The following is a 25,749-nucleotide window of genomic DNA, read 5'->3' on the forward strand; positions in this document are numbered from 1 at the left end:
AATGCGCGCGACCGGGGATCAGGCTCAAGAATAGCATTTTTGTTGCCGTACGGCGATAAAATGGCAGCAATACAACTGCATACGGATCAAACACGCAACGCCCGGCCGCCCTGCGATGCCAGGTGATCGAGCACCATGCGCGGCAGGGCCTGCAGGCTGCCTACCTCGTGGGCGGCGCCCAATGCGATCGCCTCGCGCGGCATGCCGAACACCACACAGCTTGCCTCGTCCTGGGCAAAATTGTGCGCTCCCGCATGGCGCATGTCCAGCATGCCCGCGGCGCCGTCCTTGCCCATGCCGGTCAGGATAACACCAACGGCATTCTTGCCCGCGGCCTGGGCCGCGCTGCGGAACAGCACGTCCACCGAGGGCCGGTGCCGGTTGACCGGTGGGCTCTGCTCGATCTTCGTCATGTAGTTGGCGCCGGAACGGCTCAAGAGCAGGTGCGAGTGGCCGGGGGCGATGTAGGCATGGCCCGGCAGCACCCGCTCGTTGCCCTGCGATTCGGTCACGTTGATCTTGCACAGCGAATCGAGGCGCTTGGCGAAGGAGCTGGTAAAGCCTTCCGGCATGTGCTGGGCGATCAGGATGCCCGGGCAGTCCGAGGGCATTTGCATCAGGAATTCGCGGATCGCCTCGGTGCCGCCGGTGGAGGCGCCGATGATGATCAGCTTCTCCGACGATATCAGCGGGCTGCGCAGGGCCGAGAGCTGGGGCGCCGGCACGCTGCCCGGCACCATGCGCTTGATGCGGGCGCGCGCGGTGGCGCGGATCTTGTCGGCGATCAGCTCGGTGTATTCGCGCATCCCGGTCTGGATCGAGATCTTCGGCTTCGTCACGAAGTCGACCGCGCCCAGTTCCAGCGCGCGCATCGTGATCTCCGAGCCGCGCTCGGTCAGCGAGGACACCATCAGCACCGGCATCGGGCGCAGGCGCATCAGCTTTTCCAGGAAGTCGAGGCCGTCCATCTTCGGCATCTCGACGTCGAGGGTGAGCACGTCGGGGTTGTGGCGCTTGATCAGCTCGCGCGCGACCAGCGGATCGGGGGCCGTGGCCACCACTTCCATGTCGGGCTGGGAGTTGACGATTTCGCTCATCACGCTGCGGATCAGCGCAGAGTCGTCGACGATCAGTACCTTGATTGTCATGCGTCGTCCTTTCAGGTCTTGTTCTTATCCGGTCAAAACGCTTAAAAGAGGTCGATGTCGCCGCCGACCGGTTCGACCTTGAGTCGTTTGGCGTAATCGAGTTCACGTTTTGCCAGCGTATCGTTTTGGGTCTGCATCAGCTTCTTCACCAGCACCTTGCCGGTCTTGGGGAAGAAGTACACCTTGCGCGGGTAGACATCGTTCAGGTCCGAGGCCAGCACCGGGATGCGCTCGGTCTTCAGGAAGCTCATCACGAAGGCGGCATTGCGCTCGCCCACGTTCATGGCGGTGAAGCCGCGCAGCACCGCGCCGCCGCCGAACACCTTGGCTTCCAGGTTCTCCCGGCGCGCGCCGGCCTTGAGCAGGTCGTTGATCAGGATCTCCATCGCGAAGCTCCCGTAGCGCATCGAGGCCGACACCGGGCTGCCGCCGTCGCCGCCGTCCGGCAGCATGAAATGGTTCATGCCGCCCAGGCCGGTGACGCGGTCGCGGATGCAGGCCGACACGCAGGAGCCGAGCACGGTCACGATCAGCATGTTCTTGCCGGTGTAGTAGTACTCGCCCGGCAGGATCTTGGCGGCGTCGCAGTCGAAGGTGCGGTCGTAGTAGACGTTGGTGGCGAACTGGTTGTTCATGGCGTGCTGTTCATGGCGGTGCGTCAGGGCACATGGTGGCCCGCAGCCTGGTGAAGTTCGTACACCGTCTTGCCGCGCAGGCGCAGCGAATCCGACACGTACAGGAAGTTTTCGGAGTGCCCGGCGAACAGCAGGGCATGGGGCTTCATCAGTGGCACGAAACGCGCAAGGATCCGGCGCTGGGTGTCCTTGTCGAAGTAGATCATCACGTTGCGGCAGAAGATCGCATCGAACTGCCCTTCCACCGGCCACTCGCCCGCAAGCAAATTCAGCTGGCGGAAATTCACCAGCTGGCGCAGTTCCGGACGCACCCGCGCCATGCCCTCGTTGGCGCCCTTCCCTTTCAGGAAGAAGCGCTTGAGGCGTTCCGGGCCGACCTTCTCCACGCGTTCCATCGGGTAGACCCCGCTGGCGCCGACCGCCAACACATTGGTGTCGATGTCGGTGGCCACCACCTGCACGGGCGGCGTGAGCGTGTTGAAGGCCTCGCAGGCGGTCATGGCGATCGAGTAGGGCTCCTCGCCGGTGGACGCGGCCGAGCACCAGATGGTGAGCGGAGCACCGTCGCGGCGGCGCAGGCCCGCGAGGTGCTCGGCCAGCAGCGGGAAATGGTGGGCTTCGCGGAAGAACGAGGTCAGGTTGGTGGTCAGCGCATTGGTGAAGGCTTCCCATTCGGCCGGCGTGCGGCCCGCTTCCAGGTCGTCGAGGTAGCGTGCGAAGGACTGGATGCCGGTGGCGCGAAGGCGCCGCGCCAGGCGGCTGTAGACCATTTCCTGCTTGCTGTCGGCCAGCGAGATGCCGGCGCGCTGGTAGATCAGCGCGCGGACCCGTTCGAAGTCACTGCGCGTGAAATCGAATTCCTTGGCCGTATCGGTTCGTTGCTGCGGCACGTTGTTGCCTCTTCGTTGCTATTTGCCCGGAGATCCGGACTATCTGTTTCCTGCTGCGTGTGCCGAAACCGTGGTTCTCGTAGCGTGGGCGGCTTCGCCGCCCACGCGGTGATCGTTATCGGCTGCGACACCCGATTCGGTGATCTCGCCTGTAACTATCGCCGCGTGGGCGGGATACCCGCCCACCCTACCACTGCTTATGCTGCCAGCTTGTCCATCAGGCCCATTTCGCTGGACGACATCAGTTTGTCGATGTCGACCAGGATCAGCATGCGCTCGTCCACGGTGCCCAGGCCGATCATGTAGTCCGAGTTGAAGGCGGTGCCCATCTCCGGCGCCGGCTTGATCTGGTCCGGCGTGAGCGTGGTCACGTCCGACACGCTGTCCACCACCATGCCCATGATGCGGCCGCCGATGTTCAGGATGATCACCACGGTGAACTGGTCGTAGACCGGGGTGCCCAGCTTGAACTTGATGCGCATGTCGACCACGGGGATGATGATGCCACGCAGGTTGATGACGCCCTTGATGAATTCGGGTGCGTTGGCGATGCGGGTCACCGCCTCGTAGCCGCGGATCTCCTGCACCTTGAGGATGTCGATGCCGTATTCCTCGGAGCCCAGGGTAAAGGCCAGGAATTCGCGGCCGGTGCCCTCGGCAGCGCCATCGCTTGGCTTGGTGTTCTGTACAGTAGACATGGTCACGTCCTCTCGGGGTTGATGTTTTGTAAAAGCTTCACGATACGACGGTGTCGCCGAGCAGCTGGCGCGAAGAACGCACTAGCGCGGCCACGTCGAGGATCAGGGCGACGCCGCCGTCGCCCAGGATGGTGGCGCCCGAAATGCCGGCCACCTTGCGGTAGTTCGCTTCCAGGTTCTTCACCACCACCTGCTGCTGGCCCACCAGTTCGTCGACGAACAGCGCCGCCTTCTTGCCCTCGGTCTCGAGGATCACCACGATGCCCTCGGACGGGTCGGTGATGCGAGGCTCGATGTCGAACATCTGGTACAGCGGAATCATGGGCAGGTATTCGCCGCGCACCTTCAGCACGCGCCCGCGGCCCGCGATCTCGCGGATGTCCTGGGGCGCCGGCTGCAGCGACTCGACGACAAAGGAAAGCGGCAGGATGTAGATTTCTTCGCCACTGCGGATCGACATGCCGTCCAGGATGGCCAGCGTCAGAGGCAGCGAGATCGAGATCGTGGTGCCGAAGCCGCGCGCCGAGCGGATGTCGACGCTGCCGCCCATCGAGGTGATGTTGCGCTTGACGACGTCCATGCCGACGCCGCGGCCCGACACGTCGGTCACCTGCTCGGCGGTCGAGAAGCCCGGTGCGAAGATCAGCTGCCAGACTTCCTCGTCGCTCATGTTGTCGCTGACCGGCAGGCCGTTCTGGGTCGCCTTTGCCAGGATACGCTCGCGGTTCAGCCCCCCGCCGTCGTCCGAGACTTCGATGACGATGTTGCCGCCCTGGTGGCCGGCGGACAGGAACAGGCGCCCGGCTTCGGACTTGCCGCTTGCTACGCGCGCGGCCGGCATCTCGATGCCGTGGTCGATCGAGTTGCGCACCAGGTGGGTGAGCGGATCGACGATGCGCTCGATCAAGCCCTTGTCCAGTTCCGTGGCGGCGCCGTTGGTGATGAAGTCGACCTTCTTGCCCAGCTTGCTGGCCAGGTCGCGCACCATGCGCGGGAAGCGCGAGAACACGAAGTCCATCGGCATCATGCGGATCGACATCACCGCCTCCTGCAGCTCGCGGGTGTTGCGGCCCAGCTGGCTGATGGAATTGAGCAGGCGCTCATGCTGCATCGGGTCCAGCCCGCCGCTCCTCTGCTCGAGCATGGCGTTGGTGATCACCAGTTCGCCGATCAGGTTGATCAACTGGTCGACCTTCTCGACCGACACCCGGATCGAGGACGATTCCGCGTGCGGGTCTTTCTTGGCGGCGGTCTTCTTCTCGGCGGCCAGCTCCGACGGTTCGAGCGGTTCCGGCCCCTTCGGCGCAGCAAGCGGCTTCGGCTCGCCCGTGATGCCGGCCGCGGCGCGGATCTGTTCGATCGGCTGGAAGAAGCCGTAGCCGCGCTCGTCGTCCGACAGCTCGTCTTCCTTTGCCGCGGCGGCGTCACCGTCGTCGTCGAAGTCGAAGAAGCCGTAACCCTGCTCGTCCTCGATGCGCTTGCGCTCGGCGGCCTCGATGGCGCGCTGCTCCGGCGTGAGGGCCGGGGCCTCGAAGATCTTCAGGTCTTCCGGATTGAGCACGAAGGAGCAGATCGCGATGATGTCGTCCAGGCTCTCGTGCGTGGTGATGACGATGGCGCTGCGCCCCGCCTCCAGGGGCGTGACCTTGGTCCGGCCCATCAGGCCCAGCTCGTCGACCAGGGCGCTGATGTCGCGCTGCTCGACCGGCGGCAGCTCGATCTTGTAGCGGTGCGCGCCTTCCGTCGGATGATGTACCTTGGCCTCGGCGGTCAGGTAGGACGGCGCCACCACGGGCGCGTGCGGCACCAGGCCTTCGGCCAGGTCGTGCAGCACCATGCGCACGTTGGCGACCGCTTCCTGGTCGACTGCTCCGCCGTGACGGTGGCCGTCGAGCTGCATCTTGAGGCTGTCCTTGGCCGACAGGAAGGCGTCCACGTGGTTCGAGGTCAGCGCCATCTCGCCCTTGCGGATGCGGTCCAGCAGCGACTCGAGCACGTGCGTGACTTCGCTCATGTCGGTCAGGCCGAAGGTTGAGGCCCCGCCCTTGACCGAGTGGGCGGTGCGGAAGATGGCGTTCAGGTCTTCCGGGTCGGGCGATGCCACGTCGACCGCCAGCAGCAGCCGCTCCATTTCGGCGAGCAGTTCCTCTGCCTCGTCGAAAAAGACCTGGTAGAACTGGCTGATGTCGATCGTCATGGTGCTATTCCCTGAATTACCCGGCGCATCATCGGCTTAACCGATGACTTTTTTCACTACCTCGATGAGGCGCTGCGGATCGAAAGGCTTGACCAGCCAGCCGTTGGCGCCCGCGGCGCGCCCCTTGGCCTTCATCTCGTCGGACGACTCGGTGGTCAGCATCAGGATCGGGGTCTTGGCGTAGGCCGGCAGCGTGCGCAGGGTCTTGATCAGGGCCAGGCCGTCCATGCGCGGCATGTTCTGGTCGGTCAGGACCAGGTCGACGCTCTGCAGCTTCGCCTTGTCGAGGCCATCCTGGCCGTCGACGGCTTCCACCACGTTGTAGCCAGCCGCCTTCAGGCTGAAGGCCACCATCTGGCGCAGCGAACTGGAATCGTCGACCGCGAGAATCGTTTTTGCCATGTTTTGCTCCTGCTGTTTTATCCCGGTATGTTCCGGTTGAATGTTAAGTGGCGAAGTGTCGTTGTATCGTTGTGTCCAGCTTGGCAACGCACTCAGAAGAGTTCGATGTCCCCGCTCTCCAGGTGATGCTGGTCCACCGACTTGCGCAGCATGCTGCGCAGTTCGAGCGACTGGATCGCCAGCGCCATGCTGACCTTGCCCAGACGCTCGATGATTTCCTCGCTGTCGGTTTCCGGCGCGATCTCGGCCCCATGCTCGCTGAGCGTGCCGAGGAACTCGCGCAGGCCGGCCACGCGGCGCAGCGTGCGGTCGATCAGCTGGCTGGTCATGTCCTGGAACTGCATGCTGGTGATGGCCGAATTCACGTGCTGGCCGATCTCTCCCGACATGTCCGCCAGGTTCGCGCTGTCTTCGGCGCTCGGCGTCTCACCGGCCAGCAGGCGGTTGATTGCGTCCTGGCGCGCCCCGACCGCCGAGTGGATGGCCATGAAGCTGCTGGTCAGCTTGTCGATGGCTTCCTCCAGCAGCAGCTCGGTCTGCAGCAGATCGGTCTCGACCTCGGTCAGGTGACGGCGCCCGTGGATGGCCACACCCGAGAGCAGGCGCTTGACGTGCGATCCGAGAATCTTTTTTCTTTTCATTCGAGTCTCCAGCTGGACTACTTGCCGGCCGCAGCGACCGCCTCGGCGGCTGCTGCGGGTTGCTGCGCCGGCACCTCGAGCGAAGCCGCGTCGCGCTGTACGGCTTCCTCGGTGCGCTTGTTCATGACGATGATGCTGATGCGCCGGTTGATCGGGTTGAACGGGTCCTTGCGGTCCAGGTGGGCCGCCGAGGCCAGGCCTACCACGCGCAGCACCTTGTCGTCGGCCAGGCCGCCGCGCACCAGTTCGCGGCGCGAGGCATTGGCGCGGTCGGCCGACAATTCCCAGTTGCTGTAGCCGGCGTGGCTGAAGTACGGAGTGGCGTCGGTATGGCCCGACAGGCCGATCTTGTTCGGGACTTCGTTGAGCACCATGCCGATCACGTTCAGGATCTCTTTCGTGTACGGCTGCAGCTCGGCCTTGGCCAGTTCGAACATCGGGCGGTTCTGCTCGTCCACGATCTGGATGCGCAGGCCTTCGCTGGTGATGTCGAGCAGCAGCTGGTTCTTGTACTTCTTGAGCAGCGGGTTGACCTCGATGACCGATTCGATCTTGGCCTTCAGCGACTCGAGGCGCTCGGCTTCGGCGCGCGCGACCTGGGCCTTGGCCGCTTCCAGGTTGTAGGTCTTCGAGGTCGGATCGATGTCGCCCTTCTTGACCTGGCCGTTGCGGCGGGTCAGGTCGGTGCCGCCGCCCTTGATCACCGACGAGGAATCGCCCGCGCCCGAGCCGCCCGCCATCGCCACCTTGAGCGGCGTCTTGAAGTATTCCGAGATGCCTTCCAGGTCGCCCTTGGCGGTCGAGCCGAGCAGCCACATGAGCAGGAAGAAGGCCATCATCGCGGTCACGAAGTCGGCGTAGGCGATCTTCCAGGCGCCGCCGTGGTGGCCGCCCTGGACCTTCTTGATGCGCTTGACGACGATGGGACGCATGTTGTCGTCAGCCATGCCCCCCTCCTCGCTTCAATTCCTGCGGTGGATCGGATAAATGCGTGGAATGCAGCAGCATCACGTCTTACTTCTTGCGCTTGATGTGCTCTTCGAGCTCGGCGAAGCTCGGACGCTCGGTCGAGTACAGCACCTTGCGGCCGAATTCGACGGCGAGGGCCGGCGCATAGCCGTTCAGGCTCGCCAGCAGCGTGACCTTCACGCACTGGAACATCTTGGTCGATTCTTCCAGCTTCTGTTCCAGCACGCTGGCCAGCGGGGTCACGAACGCGTAGGCCAGCAGGATGCCGAGGAAGGTACCGACCAGCGCCTTCGCGATCAGGATGCCCAGCTCGGCCGGCGGCAGGCCCACCGATTCCATCGTGTGGACCACGCCCATCACCGCCGCCACGATACCGAAGGCCGGCAGGCCGTCGCCCAGCTTGGAGATCACGTGGGCCGGGACCGCGCCTTCGTGGTGGTGGGTCTCGATCTCGTTGTCCATCAGGTTTTCGATCTGCATCGCATCCATGTTCCCCGACACCATCAGGCGCAGGTAGTCGGTCATGAATTCGACGATGTGGTGGTCGGCCAGCACCGCCGGATACTTCGAGAACAGCGGCGAGGCTTCCGGCGCCTCGATGTCGCCTTCGATCGACATCAGGCCTTCCTTGCGCACTTTCGAGAGCACGTCGAATTGCAGCGCCATCAGCTCCATGTACATGTCCTTGGTGTACTGGGAGCCCTTGAACACGGTCGGCAGGGCCTTCATGGTCGCCTTGACCGACTTCATGGTGTTACCGACGAAGAACGCACCGAGGGCGGCGCCGCCGATCATCAGCAGTTCGATCGGCTGCCACAGCGAGGCCAGGTGGCCGCCGGCCAGGGCAAAACCGCCGAATACGCAGGCGCAGACGACGATGTAACCAAGAATGACTAACAAGGAATTCCGCTCCAGATATGCCGGGAATGCTTCGTCCGGCAGACTCAAATAATGACGACAAAAATAGTTACTTCAGGCAAAGTTGACGCCAGGAACCACTCTAGCGGGAGAATGGCCTATCGGCAAGCAGAAAGGCCGGTTTTGTCGCCTAAAAGTGCCAGATATGAAGGGGCGGACCGCCCTCTGTGGGATAGACGGTACGGTTCGGTAAGCGATCGTCAATGACGAATTCGTAACTCAGAAGCAGGGAACCGGGTCGCATTTCGCGTGCCGCCTTGCGCCACAGGGCATCCATGGCGGCCGGCGAGAGATAGGCGAACACGAGGTCGAATTCGCCGAAATTGACGGCGTTGTAGTCGCCGCGAATGAAGCGGGCCCTACTCCCCGCCAGGCGCGCCCGCAGCCGGCTCACCAGCCAGGGCAGCGGCGCCAGTTCGATCCCGGTCGCCTCGACGGCGGGACCGCGGCGCGCCAGGTCCAGCACCAGGCCGCCCAGGCCGCTGCCGATGTCGATCACGCGTACCGGCCGCCGATCGGCCCGCTGAGCCGGCAGGAGCCCGGTCACGGCCTCCCACACACACCGGCCGGACGGGTAGTACGGCACCTGGGTGCGGTAGGTGGACCAGTACAGCAGAAGCAGGAACAGGAAGGCGGCGAGAAAGGCCAGCGGCGGGATCGCCAGTTGAAATGCGCCGAACAGCCCGATGGGGAACAGCAGCTGGATGGCGCGCCACCAGCTGGCGAGGCCGCGCCACCAGGTCAGGCCGGCGGCGACCAGGCCCTGGATCACGGCCACGGACAAGTACGACATCGGGATGTTGGCGGTGGCCAGCAGCCAGGTCAGGGCCAGTGTCAGCGGGAAAGCGGCAGCCTGCAGGAGCAGTGCCGCAATGGCGGGTTTCACTCGTCCTGTTTGAAGGCAGCCCCGGCGGCGGCGGCCGCATCCTTGGCATCTTTCGCCTTGCGCGTCTTGCCGGCGCGCGAAGGCATGTGGCACAGGCCGCACAGGTAGCCGGCGTTCAGGTCGAGGGCGTTGACGACGAACTTGCCCTGGCACTTCTGGCATGGGGCCAGCACCAGCATGCCGCTCTGGAAGAAGCGCACCAGGGTCCAGGCGCGGGTGAGCGACAGCAGCGGCTCTTCGCCCGGCTCGGGCGGCATCTGCTCGAGGTAGAGTTGATACGCCTTCATCACCGCCTGGATGCCGGTGGCGCCGGCATGTTCGACCAGGAAGTTATGGATATTGATGAAGAGCGAGGAATGGATGTTCGGTTGCCAGGTCAGGAACCAGTCGGTCGAGAACGGCAACATGCCCTTGGGCGGTGAGACGCCCTTCAGTTCCTTGTAGAGCTTGAGCAGGCGCTCGCGCGAGAGCGAGACTTCGGTTTCGAGCAGCTGGAGGCGCGCCCCCAGGTTGATCAGTTCGATCGCAAGCTGGATTTCCTGCGCTTCCGATACGACACTCTTCTTGCTCATTGCTGCTCCCGCTCGTATTACTTCCGTATTACTTACTTGCCATGCGGTCCCGACGGGACCGCGTCCAGCGGGATTTTATACGATCTCTTCCACCGGCTGGCCGGCCATCAGGATTGCGGCGTGCGACTGGGCCAGGCTGCGCTCCTTGGTGTGGCTGGTCAGCATCGAGAGGATGGCGGTGTCGTCGAAGCGGAAGCGGGCCAGCATCATGTTGCCGCTTGCCAATTTCAGGATCTGGGCATTGCTCATGCCTTCGATCAGGTCGGCGATGTCGGCGGAGACGCCGAGTCGGAAGATGGCGGTGACTTTGTCGGCACGGATCATCTGCTGGGCCAGCATCAGGTAGCTCAGGTTAGCGTCGCGGATTTCAGCCATCATGTCGTTCATCGTCATTTTCTATCTCTCCGTATCCGTTGAATCGGCTGCTCAGTTGCCATCGTTGCCACTGAGGTGTTGCCGTTGAGATAGATTCTGACTGTGAGGAAACTTTTTCGGTATTGGACAAACCCTGTATTTTTTGTCCGCGAAATGACGGCATGACCCGTAGGAGTTTGTCTGACAAACCCTGCTGGATCACTCTGGCGCCCCTATGAAAACGGGGCTGTTGATGTGCGGAAAAATCCGCCAAATTGTGGACGCATGACGAGGCTTCTGTCGTGCGCTTGATACGGTTTACGTCAAGCTTTAGGAATACTTTAGGGTTTTCGCAAAATATTTTTTCAAATCCTTCGCTGCCCTCCTCCACCTCATTAGCGGAGCACTTGCCGGGAACTTGAGGGTTTGTTGAAAATATTTTTCACGACCCTTTATCGCGCTTCCAGGAGGGATAACGGCAAGGGTTCAGGGAACTTGAGGGTTCTTGAGAAAATTTTTTAAAAATTTTTTGCGGTGGAAAAAGTTGTTGGCAAGACAAGAAATCCAGACGTCCGGCACCGGAACTTGCTACACTGCGAAACCGGCAACAACTTCAAGCCTCAACCAATCAAAGGCGCTGCATGGAATCTTTACGCATCTGGGATCTCAGCCCCACGATATCGAGCGGCCTTCCGGTCTGGCCGGGCGACACGCCCTTCGAAGCCACCCCTACCTGGGAGATGGAGGACGGCTGCCCGGTCCGCGTCAGCCGCATGACGATGACGACCCACCTCGGCGCCCACACCGACGCGCCCAGCCACTACGACCCGGCCGGCAAGTCGATCGACCAGGTCGACCTGCGGCCCTATATCGGCGCCTGCCGCGTGATCCATTGCCTGGGTGTCGGGGCCGTCGAGCCGGCCCACCTCGCGGACAAGCTGGACGGCGTCCCGCCGCGCGTGCTGTTGCGTACCTACGCGGACAGCCCCCAGCACGCCTGGGACCCCGACTTCCCGGCCATCAGCGCGGCCACGATCGCCCTGCTGGCCAGCCGCGGCGCGATCCTGGTCGGCACCGATGCGCCCTCGCTCGACCCGCAGGATTCGAAAACCCTGGACGCCCACCACGCGGTGCGCCGAAGCGGCATGGCCATCCTGGAGGGCATCGTGCTGGACGAGGTCCCCGAGGGCGACTACGAACTGGTCGCCCTGCCCCTGAAATTCGCCGGCATGGATGCCAGCCCGGTGCGGGCCATCCTGCGCCAGTTACCAATGAAGGAAGCTGCATGAGCGCTGTAATGACACGCGACGACTGCGTCGCGCGCGACCGAAGCGACCCGCTGCGCGCCCTGCGCGAGCGCTTCGACCTGCCCGAGGGCGTCATCTACCTCGACGGCAATTCGCTCGGCGCCCGGCCGAAGACGGCGCTGGCGCGCGCCCAGGAGGTCGTGGCCCGCGAATGGGGCCAGGACCTGATCAAGAGCTGGAACACGGCCGGCTGGTTCGAACTGCCGAAACGCCTCGGGGATCGCCTCGCGCCCTTGATCGGGGCGAAGGAAGGCGAAGTCGTGGTCACCGACACCACCTCGCTCAACCTGTTCAAGGCGCTGGCCGCCGCACTGCAGCTGCAGGCCCGGGGCCCGGGCGCGGCCAGGCGCACCATCGTCACCGAGCGCAGCAACTTCCCGACCGATATCTACATGGCCGAAGGCCTGACCCAGTGGCTGGATCGCGGCTATCGGGTGCGCCTGGTCGATTCGGTGGAGGAGATCCCGGCCGCAGTGGACGCCGACTGCGCGGTGTTGATGCTCACCCACGTCAACTACCGGACCGGCTACCAGCACGACATGGCGCTGCTTTCCCGCCAAGCCCACGCGGCCGGCGCGCTGACCGTCTGGGACCTGGCCCATTCGGCCGGCGCGGTGCCGGTCGACCTGCACGCGGCGGAAGCCGACTTCGCGGTCGGCTGCACCTATAAATACCTGAACGGCGGTCCCGGCGCCCCCGCCTTCATCTGGGTGCCGCAGCGCCACCTGGCCGCGTTTTCCCATCCGCTCACGGGCTGGTGGAGCCATGCCAGGCCCTTCGCGATGTCGCATGGCTTCGCGGCCGCTGACGGCATCGGGCGCGCGCTGTGCGGGACCCAGCCGGTGGTATCGCTGGCCCTGGTCGAGTGCGGGCTCGAGGTGTTCGAGGAGACCACGATGGCGGCGATCCGCGAGAAATCGCTGGCGCTGACGGACCTGTTCATCGAGCTGGTCGAATCGACCTGCGGCGGACATCCGCTCGGCCTGGTGACGCCGCGCGAACACCCGCGCCGCGGCAGCCAGGCCAGCTTCACCCACCCGCACGGCTATGCGGTGATGCAGGCCCTGATCGCGCGCGGCGTGATCGGCGACTACCGCGAGCCGGAGATCATGCGCTTCGGCTTCACGCCGCTGTACACCAGTTTCGCCGACGTCTGGGACGCGGTGGCGATCCTGAAGGACATCCTCGACCGCGAAGCCTACGACATCCGGGCCGAGCGCAGCGCCGTCACCTGACGCTTTACCGGGAAACCGCAATGAACGATCAAGCGAACCCCAAGCCGCCCGAGTGGCACGGCGCCAAGCTGGACTTCAAGGAGTCCATGAGCTACGGCGACTACCTCGGCCTGGATAGCATCCTCACGGCCCAGCACCCGCTCTCGCCGAACCACAACGAGATGCTGTTCATCATCCAGCACCAGACCAGCGAGCTGTGGATCAAGCTGATGCTGCACGAGCTGCAGGCCGTGCGCCGCCACATCAAGGAAGACAACCTGCCGCCGGCCTTCAAGATGCTGGCGCGGGTGGCGCGCATCATGGACCAGCTGGTGCATGCCTGGGACGTGCTGGCGACCATGACGCCGCCCGAATACACCGCGATCCGCCCCTACCTGGGCGCGTCCTCGGGCTTCCAGTCCTTCCAGTACCGCGAGCTGGAATTCATCCTCGGCAACAAGAACCCGAACCTGCTGGGCGTGCACGAGAAGTCGCCGGAGGCGCATGCCATCCTCGAACGCGAGCTGCACGCCCCTTCCGTCTACGACGAGGCGGTGATGCTGCTGGCGCGCAGCGGCTTCCGCGTGTCGCCGGAACGCCTGGCGGCGGACTGGACCCGCCCTACCGCGGGCGACGAGAGCGTGAAGGCGGCCTGGCTGCAGGTCTACCAGGATACCGAGCACCACTGGGCCCTGTACGAACTGGCCGAGAAGCTGGTCGACCTGGAGACCGCCTTCCGCTTCTGGCGTTTCCGCCACGTGAGCACGGTCGAGCGCATCATCGGCTTCAAGACGGGCACCGGCGGCACCTCCGGCGCCAGCTACCTGCGCAAGATGCTCGACGTGGTCCTGTTCCCGGAATTGTTTGCTTTGCGCACTGCTTTGTAAGCCGCGCGGGACGGGCGGTGTATGATCGCATTGTTCCCATGACATGAGGAAACAATGCAGTCAGCCCCGCCGGCACTCCCGCAGCCCTTTTCCGTCTACCTCGACCTGACCCGCTTCCTGGCGGCGGTCATGGTGGTGCTCGCCCATTTCGACTACTTCAAGGCCGTCCCGAAAGGGGCCTGGGGCGTCGTGCCGGAAATGGGGCGCGAAGCCGTGATCGTGTTCTTCGTGCTGTCCGGCTTCGTGATCGCCTCGACGGTGGCGCAGCGCCGCCCGTCCGCACGCCAGTATGCGCTGGCGCGCCTGTCACGCCTGTATTCGGTGGCCCTGCCGGTCTTGCTGCTGGGGCTGGCTTGCGCATTCGCCGTGCGCGCCTTCACCGACCAGGTCCCGCCCTACGGCTACGTGCTCGACAAACTGCATGTGTACGTACCGTTCCATCTGCTCTTCCTCGGCCAGCACTGGACCCTGACCGAAGTGCCGCCCTACATGGAACCCTACTGGTCGCTCAACTACGAAGCCTGGTACTACCTGCTGTTCGGCCTGGCCTGCTACCTGCGCGGGCGCCGCCGCATCCTTCTCATGGGGCTGGCGCTGGCCCTCATGGGCTACAAGCTGTGGCTCCTGCTGCCGGTGTGGCTCGCCGGCGCCTGGCTGTGCCGGCGCCATCGGGAGCCTTGGCTCGGCGTTGCCGCGGCCCGCGCCGGATGGCTGGCCAGCCTGCTGCTGCTGGGCGCCTGGGTGGCCCTGGGCCTGGAAGACCCGCTACGCATGGCGGCCATCGCCTGGTGGCCCTTTCCGGGGCTGCCCCTGGGCAGCGCCGACCGCTTCCTTGGCGACTACGTGGTCTGCGCGATCGTGCTGCTCAACTTCGCCTGCGCGCGCGATGCCGGCTTCACTGGGCTGCTGCGCATTGCGCCGTCAGTGCGGCTGCTGGCCTCGTACACCTTCACGCTCTACCTGTCGCATGCGATCGTCATCGGGCTGTGGCTGGCAGTCTATCCGCACGACCGCACTTCCAGCGCCGACCTGTTCGGTCTGGTGGCAGCGATCATCGCGACGACCTTCGCCCTCGGCACGCTCACGGAACATCGCCGCCATGTGTTCCAGGCGATGTTCGCGCGGCTGCTGGCGCCGCGCCGGCCCATCGTCGCGGTCGAAAAATCCGGGGCCTGATGCCGCCCCTCTGGCTTTCGACGTACAATCGCCGTTAATCTTTTCCCAACGGCGGAGGCGCGATGAAGTGCGACATACTGATCCTGGCGGGCCTGTGGAATTCCGGTCCCGAGCACTGGCAGAGCCAGTGGCAGGGGCGCTACCCGGCCTGGACCAAGGCCGAGCACCGCGACTGGAACAGCCCGGAGCGCCACGAATGGGTGGCCGAGCTGGATGCCGCCATCGGCGCCTGCAAAGGCGCCCCGATCCTGGTCGCGCACAGCCTCGGCTGCATGCTCGTGGCGCACTGGGCCGCCAGCGGCTCGCCGCTGAAGGTGGCCGGCGCTTTCCTCGTGGCCCCGAGCGACGTCGAGGCGCCGAGCTACCCGGCCCCGAACGGTTCGGCCGGCGGCTTCGCGCCGATTCCGCTCGCACCCCTGCCCTTCCCGAGCGTCGTGCTCGCCAGCGGCAACGATCCCTACATCACGCCCGAACGCGCCGGCGCCCTGGCCCAGGCCTGGGGCAGCCGCCTGGTGCACATCGGCGACGCCGGCCACGTCAACGCGGACTCGGGCCACGGCCCCTGGCCCGAGGGCGAGCGCCTGCTCCAGGAATTCTGCGACGAGCTGGGGCATGACGTCGGCCAGCAAGCGTAAGTACCAAGGATGCCCAGGGTGGGCGGCTCCACCCTCTCGTTCGATTCGCCGATAGCGCCGGCGCCGCCCACGCGGTCAAGGCAGGCCGCGGACCATCGACGCGCTTCGACAAGGGAACGCATGTCGGACGCGTGGGCGGCGGAAGAGCCGCAGGCTGACTGATGTCCGGGTGGAGCCGCCCACCCTACGAAAAACACAAACGAAAACCGGGGCGCAGGGCCCCGGCTCATGGTGTGACGAATGCGCGACGTTTACTTCGCGGTCGCCAGCAGCATCTCGTTGAGGCGCTTCACGAAGGAAGCCGGGTCGCTCAGGCTGCCGCCCTCGGCCAGCATGGCCTGGTCGAACAGGATGTGCGACCAGTCGGCGAAGCGCGCGCCGTTTGCGTCCTCGTACTTCAGGCGCATTACCAGCGGATGGCTCGGGTTGATCTCGAGGATCGGCTTCGATTCCGGCGCATTCTGGCCAGCCGCCTTCAGCATGCGCAGCAGGTTACCCGACAGCTCGTTCTCGTCCGCGACCAGGCAGGCCGGCGAATCGGTCAGGCGGAAGGTCACGCGCACGTCCTTGGCCTTGTCGCCCAGCGCGCCCTTCATCTTCTCGACCAGTTCCTTGTAGCCTGCTTCCGTCTCCGCGTGCTCCTTCTTCTCGGCCTCGTCCTCCAGGCCGCCCAGGTCCAGGCCGCCCTTGGCGACGGATACCAGTTCCTTGCCCTCGAATTCGCTCAGGAAGGACAGCATCCACTCGTCGACGCGGTCCGTCATCAAGAGCACTTCGACGCCCTTCTTGCGGAAGATCTCCAGGTGCGGGCTGTTCTTCGCAGCGTTGTAGCTGTCGGCGGTGACGTAGTAGATCTTGTCCTGGCCTTCCTTCATGCGCTTGACGTAGTCTTCGAAGGACACGTTCTGCGCGTCCGAATCATTGGCGGTCGAAGCGAAGCGCAACAGCTTGGCGATGCGGTCCTTGTTGGTCGCGTCCTCGCCGATGCCTTCCTTGAGCACCTGGCCGAATTCCTTCCAGAAGGTCGCGTACTTGTCCTTGCCGGCCTGCTCTTCGGAGTTGGCCATCTCTTCCAGCATGCCCAGCACGCGCTTGGTCGAGCCTTCGCGGATCACGCGCACGTCGCGCGACTCCTGCAGGATCTCGCGCGAGACGTTCAGCGGCAGGTCGCTCGAATCGATCACGCCCTTGATGAAGCGCAGGTAGGTCGGCATCAGCTGTTCGGCGTCGTCCATGATGAACACGCGCTTCACGTACAGCTTGATGCCGGCGCGCTTGTTGCGGTCCCACAGGTCGAACGGGGCGTGGCTCGGCACGAACAGCAGCTGGGTGTATTCGCTGCGGCCCTCGACCCGGTTGTGGGTGTAGGCCAGCGGGTCCTGGAAGTCGTGCGACACGTGCTTGTAGAACTCGTTGTACTGCTCTTCGGTGATGTCGCTCTTCGAGCGCGCCCACAGCGCGCTGGCCTGGTTGACGGTCTCGAATTCGTCCTTCAGGACGGTCTGCTTCTTCTCTTCGTCCCACTCTTCCTTCTGCATCACGATCGGCAGCGAGATGTGGTCCGAGTACTTGCGGATGATCGACTTCAGCTTCCACGACGACAGCAGCTCTTCCTCGCCGGCGCGCAGGTGCAGGATCACGTCGGTGCCGCGGCCTGGCTTCTCGATCTGCTCGACACTGTAGTCGCCCTCACCGGTCGACTCCCAGCGCACGCCGTCCGCGGCGAAAGCGCCGGCGCGGCGGGTGTTGACGATGACGCGGTCGGCCACGATGAAGGCCGAGTAGAAGCCGACGCCGAACTGGCCGATCAGGGCCGCATCCTGCTGCTGGTCGCCCGACAGCTTGCTGAAGAATTCCTTGGTGCCCGACTTGGCGATGGTGCCCAGGTGCGAGATGACTTCGTCGCGGCTCATGCCGATGCCGTTGTCCGAAATCGTGATGGTGCGTGCATCCTTGTCGAAGCTGACCTTGATCTTCAGCTCATGGTCGTTGCCGTACAGGGCATCGTTGTTGATCGCCTCGAAGCGCAGCTTGTCGGCGGCGTCGGAGGCGTTCGAGATCAGTTCGCGCAGGAAGATTTCCTTGTTCGAGTACAAGGAGTGAATCATGAGCTGCAACAGCTGTTTTACTTCCGCCTGGAAGCCAAGGGTTTCTTTTTCGGCAACTGCCATCTTGTTCCTCGTGGGTGGTGGATCAGGTTAAAGGGTTAAACACAAACGGATTGCAGCAATATAGGGATACCGATAGCAATTTCAAGGGCTTCCAGTTCACTTCGGCAATATTGCAATTATTTTAACCGATCCACCTGCGCCGATTCAGAACTTCGCGGCGCCGGCCGGCCCGGCCAGCGCCCTGACCTGGATGTTGCGGAAGAAGGTCTCCGCGCCCTCCGACTGCAACGAGAACTTGCCGCGCGTGTGCGGCACCATCCGGCCGCCGACGTTCTGGCGCGGATTCTCGGCGCGCAGCACCTCGCGGCCGTTGACGATGTGGATCAGGGTCTTGCCGTCGGCGATCACTTCCAGCGTGTTCCATTCTCCGGTCGGCTTCTCGTAGTTGCCCCGCTTGAGGATGCGCGATTTCAGCCCCGTGCGCATCGGCAGGCTGGGGTCGTAGCGGAAGAATTTCCAGTCGCCCTCGTTGGCGTCCCCCACATGGGCATCGACCGTCACGCCGTCCAGGCTGTGGTAGTCGCCGGTATCGCCTTCCTGGATCTGGGCTTCATGGCTGCGCGCCCAGTGGCCGCTCTGGGCGCCTTCCGGGCCGACCACGTAGTACAGCAGCCCGCTGTCGCGCGGCGCGCCAAGTCGCGGCGCCCATTTCTTGCCGCCCCACTTGTATTCGAGCTTCAGGTGGAAGTTCTCGTATTCGCCGACCGTGGTGATGGCGCCCCACTCCTCGCCCGACACCCGCAGCATGCCGTCGACCACCGAAAACACCTTGCGCGGATCGTTATTCAGGCCGCGCACGGACGTCGGCGTCTTCATGTTCGGGGAAGTCGGCTGCATGCTGACCCAGGTCGTCCAGCCGGACAGGTCGCGGCCGTTGAACAGCGAGGTCCATCCGGCCTCGGCGGCGTACAGCGGCGTGCACAGCGCCAGGGCGCCGGCCAGGAGGCCCAGGCGGGCAATGTGGGACATGGCGGTGCGGCGGGCCGGGGAAATGCGGGTCATCAAGCGTCTCCTTCTCTTATAAATACTGGCTGTGGAAAAAAGGCCGCCGTCGCGGCGCGGGTAGCCCGTCGCTACGGGCAATGTCAATCTAGCACGGCCATTGTTGTTAGCGCTACCACAAACACGCAGCTTGCCGAATTCGTTATAAATTTCTCCGAATTATTGACACTCTTAAACTTTTCAGAATGCTACTATTTCTCCATAAGGAACCGGTCGAGGGCTCGACACAACAGCAGTGGTAGCGCGCACACACGGTTCCACCACAAGAACGGAGACAGGCAGGATGAGCACAATTGTCGTCGGCATGGGCATGGTCATTGCCATGGGCTCGCGCAGTGAGCCCACCGAGCGCAAGGAGAGCAAGGAGCCCAAAGGGCGCCGCCGCGCCGCCCGTGCGCCATCCCTCTGCACCCCATCCTCTTCCGCGGCACGCGAGGAATGTGCCAATTTCTTTGCGGCGCATGGCATCTCGACACCAAGCACCCTGTTCGACACGCTCTCCGACACCTATTACTTCGCGAAGAACAGGGCCGGACAGTTCGTCTGGGGCAACCGCCTGCTGCAGGAGCAGCATGACCTGGGCAACGTGAAAGACATCCTCGGCAAGACCGACCACGATTTCTTCCGCCGCGACATCGCCGACCGCATCCGCGCCGACGACCTTGCGGTGATGGAAACCGGCGTCACCGTCAAGAACAAGCTGGAAGTGATCGAAGGCGGCAACGGCGAACTGACCTGGCTGTTCACGACCAAGGCGCCGATCCGCGACCGGGAGGGGACGATTGTCGGCATCGAGGGCTTCTCGCGCGATGCCCGCCGTTCGCAGGACACGATCGCGCCCTTCCACGCATTCAAGGACTGCATCGAATACATACAGGAGCACCTGACGGAGAACATCAGCATCGACCACCTGGCCAGGCTGTCCTGCATGTCGCTGTCGACCTTCGAGCGCAAGTTCAAGGAGCACTTCTCGCTCACCCCCAAGCAGTACGTGCTGCACATGAAGGTCCACGAAGCCTGCCGCCTGCTGCCCGGCGCCAACAGCATTGCCCGGGTCGCCCTGGCGACCGGTTTCGGCGGGCAGAGCTACTTCACCAAGCAGTTCCGCAGCATCGTCGGGATCACGCCCAAGCAGTACCAACTGTCGCTGGCAGCCGGCCGGGCCTCCCAGGCCCGCCCTGACCCCGGCCTGCCCGCCTGATCCGACACCGCCTGCTTTTTGCCGTTCACGAACTTTTCACGAAAGAGGAACCCATGTTGAAGCCTCTCGAGCCCGCCGCCCGGACGAGACGTTCGGCCCTGCTGCGCCTGGGCGCCCTGTGCGGACTGACTGGATTGTCCGCGCTTGCCTCCAGCGGCGAGGTGCTGGCCGCCGCGACCGCAGCGAAGAACGGCACCGCGTACGAACCCGTGCTCCTCACGCGCGACGAGCTGCTGCTGACCGGCGTGCTGGCCGAACTGATCATCCCCAAGACAGACACCCCGGGCGCCCTGGGGGTCGGCGCGCACCGCACCATCGACCACCTGCTCAAGGTGTGCGCGCTGGCGCCAGAGCAGGCGCGCTTCAAGGCCGGGCTGGCGCGCATCGACGCGGTGGCCCAGGCGCAGGGCGGCAAGCGTTTCACCGCCCTGCCGGCGGCGCGCCAGGTCGCGTTGCTGCACGCGCTCGACACGGGCAGCACGCCCTTCGGCGCCGGTGAGCAGGGTTTCTTCCGCCAGCTGAAGGGCTACGTGGCCTTTGCCTACTACACCTCGGAAGCCGGCGCCACGCGCGAGCTGGCCTACTTGCCCATCCCGGGCGGCTTCAAGGGCAACTACAAGCTCACCCGGTCGACCCGCAGCTGGGCCATCAACTGATACGCGGCCGACGAACCCGACACGAACCCTACCCAAGCGCGCCCATGGAACCAGTCTCCTCGTTTTACATCAAGAGCAGCCCCGAGCAGTTCGACGCCATCGTCGTCGGCTCGGGCATCACCGGCGGCTGGGCCGCCAAGGAATTGACCGAACGGGGGCTCAAGACCCTGATGGTCGAACGCGGCCGGCCGGTCGAGCATGGCATCGATTACATCGGCGAGAACAAGGACCCGTGGACCATGCCCAACCGCGGCAGGGTGGATGCCAAGGTGGCCGACGAGCAATACGGCGTCCAGCGCCAGTGCTACGCTTTTGATGAGCACACCAAGCAGTTCTTCAACAACGACCGCGACATGCCCTACTCGACCCCCGATGGCCGTCCGTTCAGCTGGATCCGCGGCAACCAGTTGGGCGGCAAGTCGCTGATGTGGGCGCGCCAGTCCTACCGCTGGAGCGACCTGGACTTCGAGGCCAACCTCAAGGACGGCCACGGCACCGACTGGCCGATCCGCTATACCGACCTGGCGCCATGGTACAGCCACGTCGAGCGCTTCGTCGGCATCAGCGGCAGCAAGGAAGGCCTGGCGGTGCTGCCGGACGGCGAATTCCTGCCGCCCTTCGAGTTCAACACGGTCGAACTGGCGCTGAAACAGAAATTCGACGCCAAGTACGCCCCGGCGCGCATGATCATCGGCCGCACCGCGAACCTGAACAAGGCCAGCGACGAACACCTGGCGCAGGGCCGCGCCCCCTGCCAGGCGCGCAGCCAGTGCCACCGCGGCTGCTCCTTCGGCGCCTACTTCTCGACCCAGAGCGCGACCCTGCCGGCCGCCATCAAGACCGGGCGCCTGCGCATTGCCACCAACAGCATCGTGCACAGCGTGCTCTACGACGCCAAGACCAACCGCGCCACGGGCGTGCGGGTGATCGATGCCGAGACCATGGAGACGCGCGAATTCCACGCCAAGGTGGTGGTGCTGTGCGCGTCCACGCTGGCCTCCACCGCGATCCTGCTGAACTCGACCTCGAGCGCCTTCCCCAACGGCCTGGCCAACTCGTCCGGCGTGCTCGGCCACTACCTGATGGACCACCTGTGGGCCGCCGGCGCCAGCGGCCGGGTCGAGGGCTTCGAGAACGACTACTACCGCGGGCGACGCCCGACCGCGACCTACATCCCGCGCTTTCGCAACGTGATCGACAAGCACCCGGCCTTCCTGCGCGGCTACGCGCTGGCCGGCGGTGCCGCGCGCGACGGCTGGCAGTCGGCCGCATGGCAGCCCGGTTTCGGCAAGGACTTCAAGGCCATGCTCAGGAAGCCCGGCCCCTGGCACTTCAGCCTGGGCGGACAAGGGGAAATGCTGCCGCGCTTCGAGAACATGGTGAGCCTGCACCCGACGAGGAAGGACAAGTGGGGCATCCCGCTGCTCCATATCGACATCACCCATGGCGAGAACGACCGCAAGATGCGCGAGGACATGGCCGATACCGCCGCCAACATCCTGGAAGACCTCGGCCTCAAGGACGTGCGCAAGCGCAAGCTGACGGAACAGGAATACCCGCCGGGCCTGGCGATCCACGAGGTAGGCACGGCGCGCATGGGACGGGACCCGAAGACCTCGGTGCTGAACGGCTTCAACCAGGCCCACGACGTCCCCAACCTGTTCGTCACCGATGGATCTTCCCTGGCTTCCTCCGCCTGGCAGAACCCGTCGCTGACCTTCATGGCGCTGACGGCGCGCGCCTGTGCCTACGCGGCCGACCAGCTCAAGGCCGGCAAGATCTGATCACTGAACACCACAAGGACGGAGACGAGATGAACAAGCAAACGATACTGTACGCCGTGTTGGCCGCCATCCTGGGCGCAGCTTCCCATTCGGTCGCCGCCGAGGCCACGCCGCGCGTCGGCGTGCAGCTGTGGTCCGTCAAGGACGAGATCAAGCAGGATTTCGAGGGCACCCTCGTCAAGATCGCCAAGCTCGGCTTCCAGGGTGTGGAATTCGCCGGCGACTTCGGTCCCTACAAGGCAAACCCGGCCGGCCTGCGCGCCTTCCTGGACAGGAACAAGCTGCAGTGCGCCGGCGCGCACGTGCATTTCGACCAACTGGCGGACGCGCGCTTCGAGGCCACCACCACCTTCTACAAGACGCTCGGCTGCGCCAACCTGGTCATCCCGATGGACGCGCGCGGCGCCAGCGTCGAGGGCAGCGCCGCGATGAGCAAGGAACTCAGCGCGCTCTCCGCCAAGCTGGCCCCGAAAGGCATGCGCATCGGCTACCACAACCACGCGCAGGAGATGGAAGGCAGCTTCGGCAGCACGCCCTGGGACGTCATCGCCCGGAACACGCCGAAGGAGTCGATCATGCAGCAGGACGTGGGCTGGACCACGCATGCCGGCAAGGACCCGGTGGCCTACGTCTACAAGTACCCGGGCCGCACCGTGAGCACCCACTACAAGGCCAAGTTCGCGCCGGGCACCAGCGGCACGCCGATCATCGGCCAGGACAGGACCGACTGGGCGAATCTCACCCGCGCCCTGCGTCAGGCCGGCGGCACCGAGTGGATCATCGTCGAGCAGGAGGAATACCCGGACGGGATGGGCCAGCTCGACACGGTGGCCGCGTCCCTGAAGGGCCTGCAGGCCGTGCTCGCGAAGATGCCGGCGAAATGAGCCTGTCCGTCCGCTTCCACCAGATCGTCAAGGAATTCGGCCCGGTGCGCGTCCTGCACGGGGTCGACTTCGCGCTCGAAGCGGGGCGCGTGGTCGGCCTGCTGGGAGAAAACGGCGCCGGCAAATCGACGCTGATGAAGATCCTGGCCGGCTACGAGCGCCCTACCAGCGGCCAGCTGCTGATCGACGGCGCCGAGCGTCGCTTTGACAGCGCCCGCGAGGCCGAGGCGCTGGGCATCGCCCTCATCCACCAGGAATTCAACCTGGCCGAGCACCTGACGATCGCCCAGAACATCTTCCTCGGCCACGAAAAGACCCGCGGCGGCCTGTTGGAGCGCCGCGCCATGGCGCTCGAGGCTGCCGCTTACCTCGAGCAGGTGGGGTTGGCACGCGATCCGGAGACCCGCGTCGCCGACCTGATCGTCGCCGAAAAACAGCTGGTCGAGATCGCCAAGGCCCTGTCGCGCAAGGCGCGCCTCCTGATCATGGACGAGCCGACCGCCAGCCTGTCGGCGGGCGAGACGCGCAAGCTGTTCGCCCTGATGGCGCGCCTGAAGGCGGAAGGCGTGACCATCGTCTACATCTCGCACAAGCTCGACGAGATGGAAGCGCATACCGACGAAGTGGTCGTCATGCGCGACGGGAAGTTCGTCACCCGCGCCCTGACGAGCGAAGTGAACCGCCGGCAGATGGCCAACCTGATGGTCGGGCGCGACGTCTCGGACATGTTCCCGCCCAAGCATCCTGCGCCCCCAGGGGCGCCCGTGCTGCTGCGCGTGTCGGGCCTGGACGTCCCGGGCTGGGTCGAGAAGCTCAGCTTCGAGGTGCGCGCCGGCGAAATCCTCGGCTTTGCCGGCCTGGTCGGCGCAGGCCGCACCGAGGCCTTCGAAGCCATCCTCGGCCTGCGGCCCAGGCGCAGCGGCAGGATCGAGATCGCGGGGCAGGCCGTGGACATCCGCAGCCCGCGCGAGGCCATGCACCATGGGCTGACCTACCTGAGCGAAGACCGCAAGGGCAAGGGCCTGCACCTCGATCTCGGCCTGCGCGAGAACCTCACCATGATGACACTCGAGCGCGACGCCCGTCCCTGGGTCGACCTGAAGGCGGGCCGCGCGGCCCTCGAGCAGGCCATCGCCAACTATGGCATCCGCCTGCGCGACCCCGATTGCGTGGCGCGCTCGCTCTCGGGCGGCAACCAGCAGAAGCTGGCGCTGGCCAAGTACCTGCATTCGGATCCGCGGGTGATCGTGCTCGACGAACCGACCCGCGGGGTCGACGTCGGGGCCAAGCGCGACATCTATGCGCTGGTCCACCGCCTGGCCAGCGAAGGGCGCGCAGTGATCGTCATCTCGTCCGAACTGATCGAGCTGATCGGCCTGTCGCACCGGGTGGCCGTGCTGCACGGCGGACGCCTGCAGGCCGTGCTCGGCCCCGACCAACTCAGTGAAGAAAACATCATTTCCCATGCAACCGACACCCAACACACCAGCCACTGAGCCCTCCCTCCTGGGAGGCGCCGGCAAGCCCTTTACAGTTGCCCGGCCGCGCCTGAAAGGCGCCGGCCCGGTGCTCGCCCTGATCCTGCTCTGCATCGCGGGCGGCCTGCTCAACCCCGATTTCGCCACCTTCGACAACCTGATGAACGTGCTGACCCGCACCGCCTTCATCGGCATCATCGCGGTGGGCATGACCTTCGTGGTCGTCTCCGGCGGCATCGACCTCTCGGTCGGATCGATGGCGGCGCTGATCGCAGGCGTCATGATCGTGGCGATGAATGCATTGGCCGCCGGGGCACAGCCACCGGGCGCCGTGAGCATCGTGTTGCTCGGCATCGGGCTCGCGCTCGCCTTCGGCGCGACCTTCGGCATCCTGCATGGCTTCCTGATCGCGCGTGGCCGCATCGAAGCCTTCATCGTCACGCTCGGCACGCTGGGGGTGTTCCGCGCCGTGCTGACCTGGCTCTCGGACGGGGGCGCCCTGACCCTCGACTTCACGCTGTCCGAGGCCTACAGCCCGGTGTATTACCAGAGCCTGCTGGGCGTGCCGATCCCGGTCTGGGTATTCGCCCTGGTGGCGGCGCTCGGCGCCCTGATCCTGAACCGCACCGCTTACGGCCAGCACGTGCAGGCGATCGGCTCCAACGAGCAGGTGGCGCGCTATGCGGCGATCCGCGTCGACCGCATCAAGGTGCTGACCTACCTGCTGCTGGGCGTGTGCGTGGCGATCGCCACCATCCTGTATGTGCCGCGCCTGGGTTCGGCCACGCCCACCACCGGCATCCTGTGGGAACTGGAGGCGATCGCCGCCGTGGTCGTGGGCGGCACCTCGCTGCGGGGCGGCTCGGGCCGCGTCATGGGCACGGTGGTCGGCGCGATCCTGCTGTCCGTGATCGGCAACATCCTCAACCTCACCAGCATCATCAGCGTGCACCTGAACCCTGCCGTGCAGGGCCTGGTGATCATCGCCGTGGCCTACCTGCAGCGCAGTCGCCGTTGAATCCGCATATTTTTGGACGAAGAAAG

The 25,749-nt window shown here is 65.0% G+C and carries 25 protein-coding genes; 11 read left to right on the forward strand and 14 right to left on the reverse strand.

Features of this window, described 5'->3' with window-relative positions; genetic code table 11:
• Nucleotides 1-86 precede the first annotated feature (86 nt).
• The 12 genes from MA09_RS12310 to flhD form a co-directional block, all read right to left on the reverse strand.
• Nucleotides 87-1,148 carry a chemotaxis response regulator protein-glutamate methylesterase gene (locus MA09_RS12310; RefSeq protein ID WP_036248814.1) on the reverse strand — a complete coding sequence of 354 codons (1,062 nt, stop codon included), beginning with the start codon at nt 1,146-1,148 and terminating at the stop codon, nt 87-89.
• A gap of 41 nt (nt 1,149-1,189) precedes the next feature.
• Complete coding sequence (gene cheD, locus MA09_RS12315) at nt 1,190-1,783, reverse strand: chemoreceptor glutamine deamidase CheD (RefSeq protein WP_036248817.1); 594 nt, start codon at nt 1,781-1,783, stop codon at nt 1,190-1,192.
• Between the two features lie 23 nt (nt 1,784-1,806).
• Nucleotides 1,807-2,673 (reverse strand): CheR family methyltransferase, encoded by an 867-nt coding sequence (locus tag MA09_RS12320; RefSeq protein ID WP_036248820.1) that lies wholly within the window; start codon nt 2,671-2,673, stop codon nt 1,807-1,809.
• A gap of 197 nt (nt 2,674-2,870) precedes the next feature.
• Nucleotides 2,871-3,371 carry a chemotaxis protein CheW gene (locus MA09_RS12325; RefSeq protein WP_036248822.1) on the reverse strand — a complete coding sequence of 167 codons (501 nt, stop codon included), beginning with the start codon at nt 3,369-3,371 and terminating at the stop codon, nt 2,871-2,873.
• A gap of 37 nt (nt 3,372-3,408) precedes the next feature.
• Nucleotides 3,409-5,568: a chemotaxis protein CheA gene (cheA, locus tag MA09_RS12330; protein ID WP_036248824.1), complete on the reverse strand. Its 2,160-nt coding sequence runs from the start codon at nt 5,566-5,568 to the stop codon at nt 3,409-3,411.
• 36 nt (nt 5,569-5,604) lie between these two features.
• The gene (locus MA09_RS12335) at nt 5,605-5,970 is read right to left on the reverse strand and encodes a response regulator (RefSeq protein ID WP_036248827.1); all 366 of its coding nucleotides are present in this window, start codon (nt 5,968-5,970) and stop codon (nt 5,605-5,607) included.
• Nucleotides 5,971-6,062: 92 nt separating this feature from the next.
• The gene (locus MA09_RS12340) at nt 6,063-6,611 is read right to left on the reverse strand and encodes a hypothetical protein (RefSeq protein ID WP_036248830.1); all 549 of its coding nucleotides are present in this window, start codon (nt 6,609-6,611) and stop codon (nt 6,063-6,065) included.
• A gap of 17 nt (nt 6,612-6,628) precedes the next feature.
• Complete coding sequence (gene motB / locus MA09_RS12345) at nt 6,629-7,558, reverse strand: flagellar motor protein MotB (RefSeq protein ID WP_036248833.1); 930 nt, start codon at nt 7,556-7,558, stop codon at nt 6,629-6,631.
• A 67-nt stretch (nt 7,559-7,625) separates the two neighbouring features.
• On the reverse strand, nt 7,626-8,480 hold the full coding sequence (gene motA / locus MA09_RS12350; RefSeq protein ID WP_036248835.1) for a flagellar motor stator protein MotA: 855 nt from the start codon (nt 8,478-8,480) through the stop codon (nt 7,626-7,628).
• Nucleotides 8,481-8,628: 148 nt separating this feature from the next.
• Nucleotides 8,629-9,384: a trans-aconitate 2-methyltransferase gene (locus MA09_RS12355; RefSeq protein WP_036248837.1), complete on the reverse strand. Its 756-nt coding sequence runs from the start codon at nt 9,382-9,384 to the stop codon at nt 8,629-8,631.
• On the reverse strand, nt 9,381-9,956 hold the full coding sequence (flhC, locus tag MA09_RS12360; RefSeq protein ID WP_036248839.1) for a flagellar transcriptional regulator FlhC: 576 nt from the start codon (nt 9,954-9,956) through the stop codon (nt 9,381-9,383). The genes MA09_RS12355 and flhC overlap by 4 nt, the downstream gene beginning before the upstream one ends.
• Nucleotides 9,957-10,031: 75 nt before the next feature.
• Nucleotides 10,032-10,349 carry a flagellar transcriptional regulator FlhD gene (gene flhD / locus MA09_RS12365; RefSeq protein WP_036248842.1) on the reverse strand — a complete coding sequence of 106 codons (318 nt, stop codon included), beginning with the start codon at nt 10,347-10,349 and terminating at the stop codon, nt 10,032-10,034.
• 602 nt (nt 10,350-10,951) lie between these two features.
• Between flhD and kynB the strand changes: the two genes are divergently transcribed.
• The 5 genes from kynB to MA09_RS12390 all read left to right on the forward strand — a co-directional run bounded on the left by kynB (nt 10,952) and on the right by MA09_RS12390 (nt 15,529).
• Nucleotides 10,952-11,599, forward strand: coding sequence for an arylformamidase (gene kynB, locus MA09_RS12370; RefSeq protein ID WP_036248843.1), 648 nt, complete (start codon nt 10,952-10,954; stop codon nt 11,597-11,599).
• Nucleotides 11,596-12,852, forward strand: coding sequence for a kynureninase (gene kynU, locus MA09_RS12375; RefSeq protein WP_036248845.1), 1,257 nt, complete (start codon nt 11,596-11,598; stop codon nt 12,850-12,852). Before kynB ends, kynU begins: the two co-directional genes overlap by 4 nt.
• A gap of 20 nt (nt 12,853-12,872) precedes the next feature.
• Nucleotides 12,873-13,718 carry a tryptophan 2,3-dioxygenase gene (gene kynA / locus MA09_RS12380; protein ID WP_036248847.1) on the forward strand — a complete coding sequence of 282 codons (846 nt, stop codon included), beginning with the start codon at nt 12,873-12,875 and terminating at the stop codon, nt 13,716-13,718.
• Between the two features lie 54 nt (nt 13,719-13,772).
• A complete protein-coding gene (locus MA09_RS12385) occupies nt 13,773-14,894 on the forward strand; it encodes an acyltransferase (RefSeq protein WP_036248850.1) in 1,122 nt (373 codons plus the stop codon).
• 62 nt (nt 14,895-14,956) lie between these two features.
• A complete protein-coding gene (locus MA09_RS12390; RefSeq protein ID WP_036248853.1) occupies nt 14,957-15,529 on the forward strand; it encodes an alpha/beta hydrolase in 573 nt (190 codons plus the stop codon).
• Nucleotides 15,530-15,780: 251 nt separating this feature from the next.
• Here MA09_RS12390 and htpG read toward each other — a convergent pair whose 3' ends face one another.
• Nucleotides 15,781-17,700 (reverse strand): molecular chaperone HtpG, encoded by a 1,920-nt coding sequence (gene htpG / locus MA09_RS12395; RefSeq protein ID WP_036248855.1) that lies wholly within the window; start codon nt 17,698-17,700, stop codon nt 15,781-15,783.
• Between the two features lie 144 nt (nt 17,701-17,844).
• Entirely contained in the window at nt 17,845-18,702 is an 858-nt protein-coding gene (locus MA09_RS12400) for a DUF1080 domain-containing protein (protein ID WP_200883066.1), read from the reverse strand.
• A gap of 283 nt (nt 18,703-18,985) precedes the next feature.
• Between MA09_RS12400 and MA09_RS12405 the strand changes: the two genes are divergently transcribed.
• Genes MA09_RS12405 through MA09_RS12430 form a run of 6 tightly spaced genes read left to right on the forward strand, consistent with a single transcriptional unit; the run spans nt 18,986 to nt 25,723 of the window.
• The gene (locus tag MA09_RS12405) at nt 18,986-19,903 is read left to right on the forward strand and encodes an AraC family transcriptional regulator (RefSeq protein WP_081897568.1); all 918 of its coding nucleotides are present in this window, start codon (nt 18,986-18,988) and stop codon (nt 19,901-19,903) included.
• Between the two features lie 53 nt (nt 19,904-19,956).
• Nucleotides 19,957-20,559 (forward strand): gluconate 2-dehydrogenase subunit 3 family protein, encoded by a 603-nt coding sequence (locus MA09_RS12410; RefSeq protein ID WP_036248859.1) that lies wholly within the window; start codon nt 19,957-19,959, stop codon nt 20,557-20,559.
• Nucleotides 20,560-20,603: 44 nt separating this feature from the next.
• Nucleotides 20,604-22,343, forward strand: coding sequence for a GMC oxidoreductase (locus MA09_RS12415; protein WP_036248862.1), 1,740 nt, complete (start codon nt 20,604-20,606; stop codon nt 22,341-22,343).
• A gap of 29 nt (nt 22,344-22,372) precedes the next feature.
• Nucleotides 22,373-23,227 (forward strand): sugar phosphate isomerase/epimerase, encoded by an 855-nt coding sequence (locus MA09_RS12420; protein WP_036248865.1) that lies wholly within the window; start codon nt 22,373-22,375, stop codon nt 23,225-23,227.
• Nucleotides 23,224-24,723: a sugar ABC transporter ATP-binding protein gene (locus MA09_RS12425; RefSeq protein WP_036248867.1), complete on the forward strand. Its 1,500-nt coding sequence runs from the start codon at nt 23,224-23,226 to the stop codon at nt 24,721-24,723. Before MA09_RS12420 ends, MA09_RS12425 begins: the two co-directional genes overlap by 4 nt.
• Nucleotides 24,692-25,723, forward strand: a complete 1,032-nt coding sequence (locus MA09_RS12430) for an ABC transporter permease (RefSeq protein ID WP_036248868.1) — start codon at nt 24,692-24,694, stop codon at nt 25,721-25,723. Before MA09_RS12425 ends, MA09_RS12430 begins: the two co-directional genes overlap by 32 nt.
• The last annotated feature ends 26 nt before the right edge of the window (nt 25,724-25,749 follow it).

This window comes from Massilia sp. BSC265 (assembly GCF_000740675.1).
Taxonomy (GTDB): domain Bacteria; phylum Pseudomonadota; class Gammaproteobacteria; order Burkholderiales; family Burkholderiaceae_D; genus Telluria.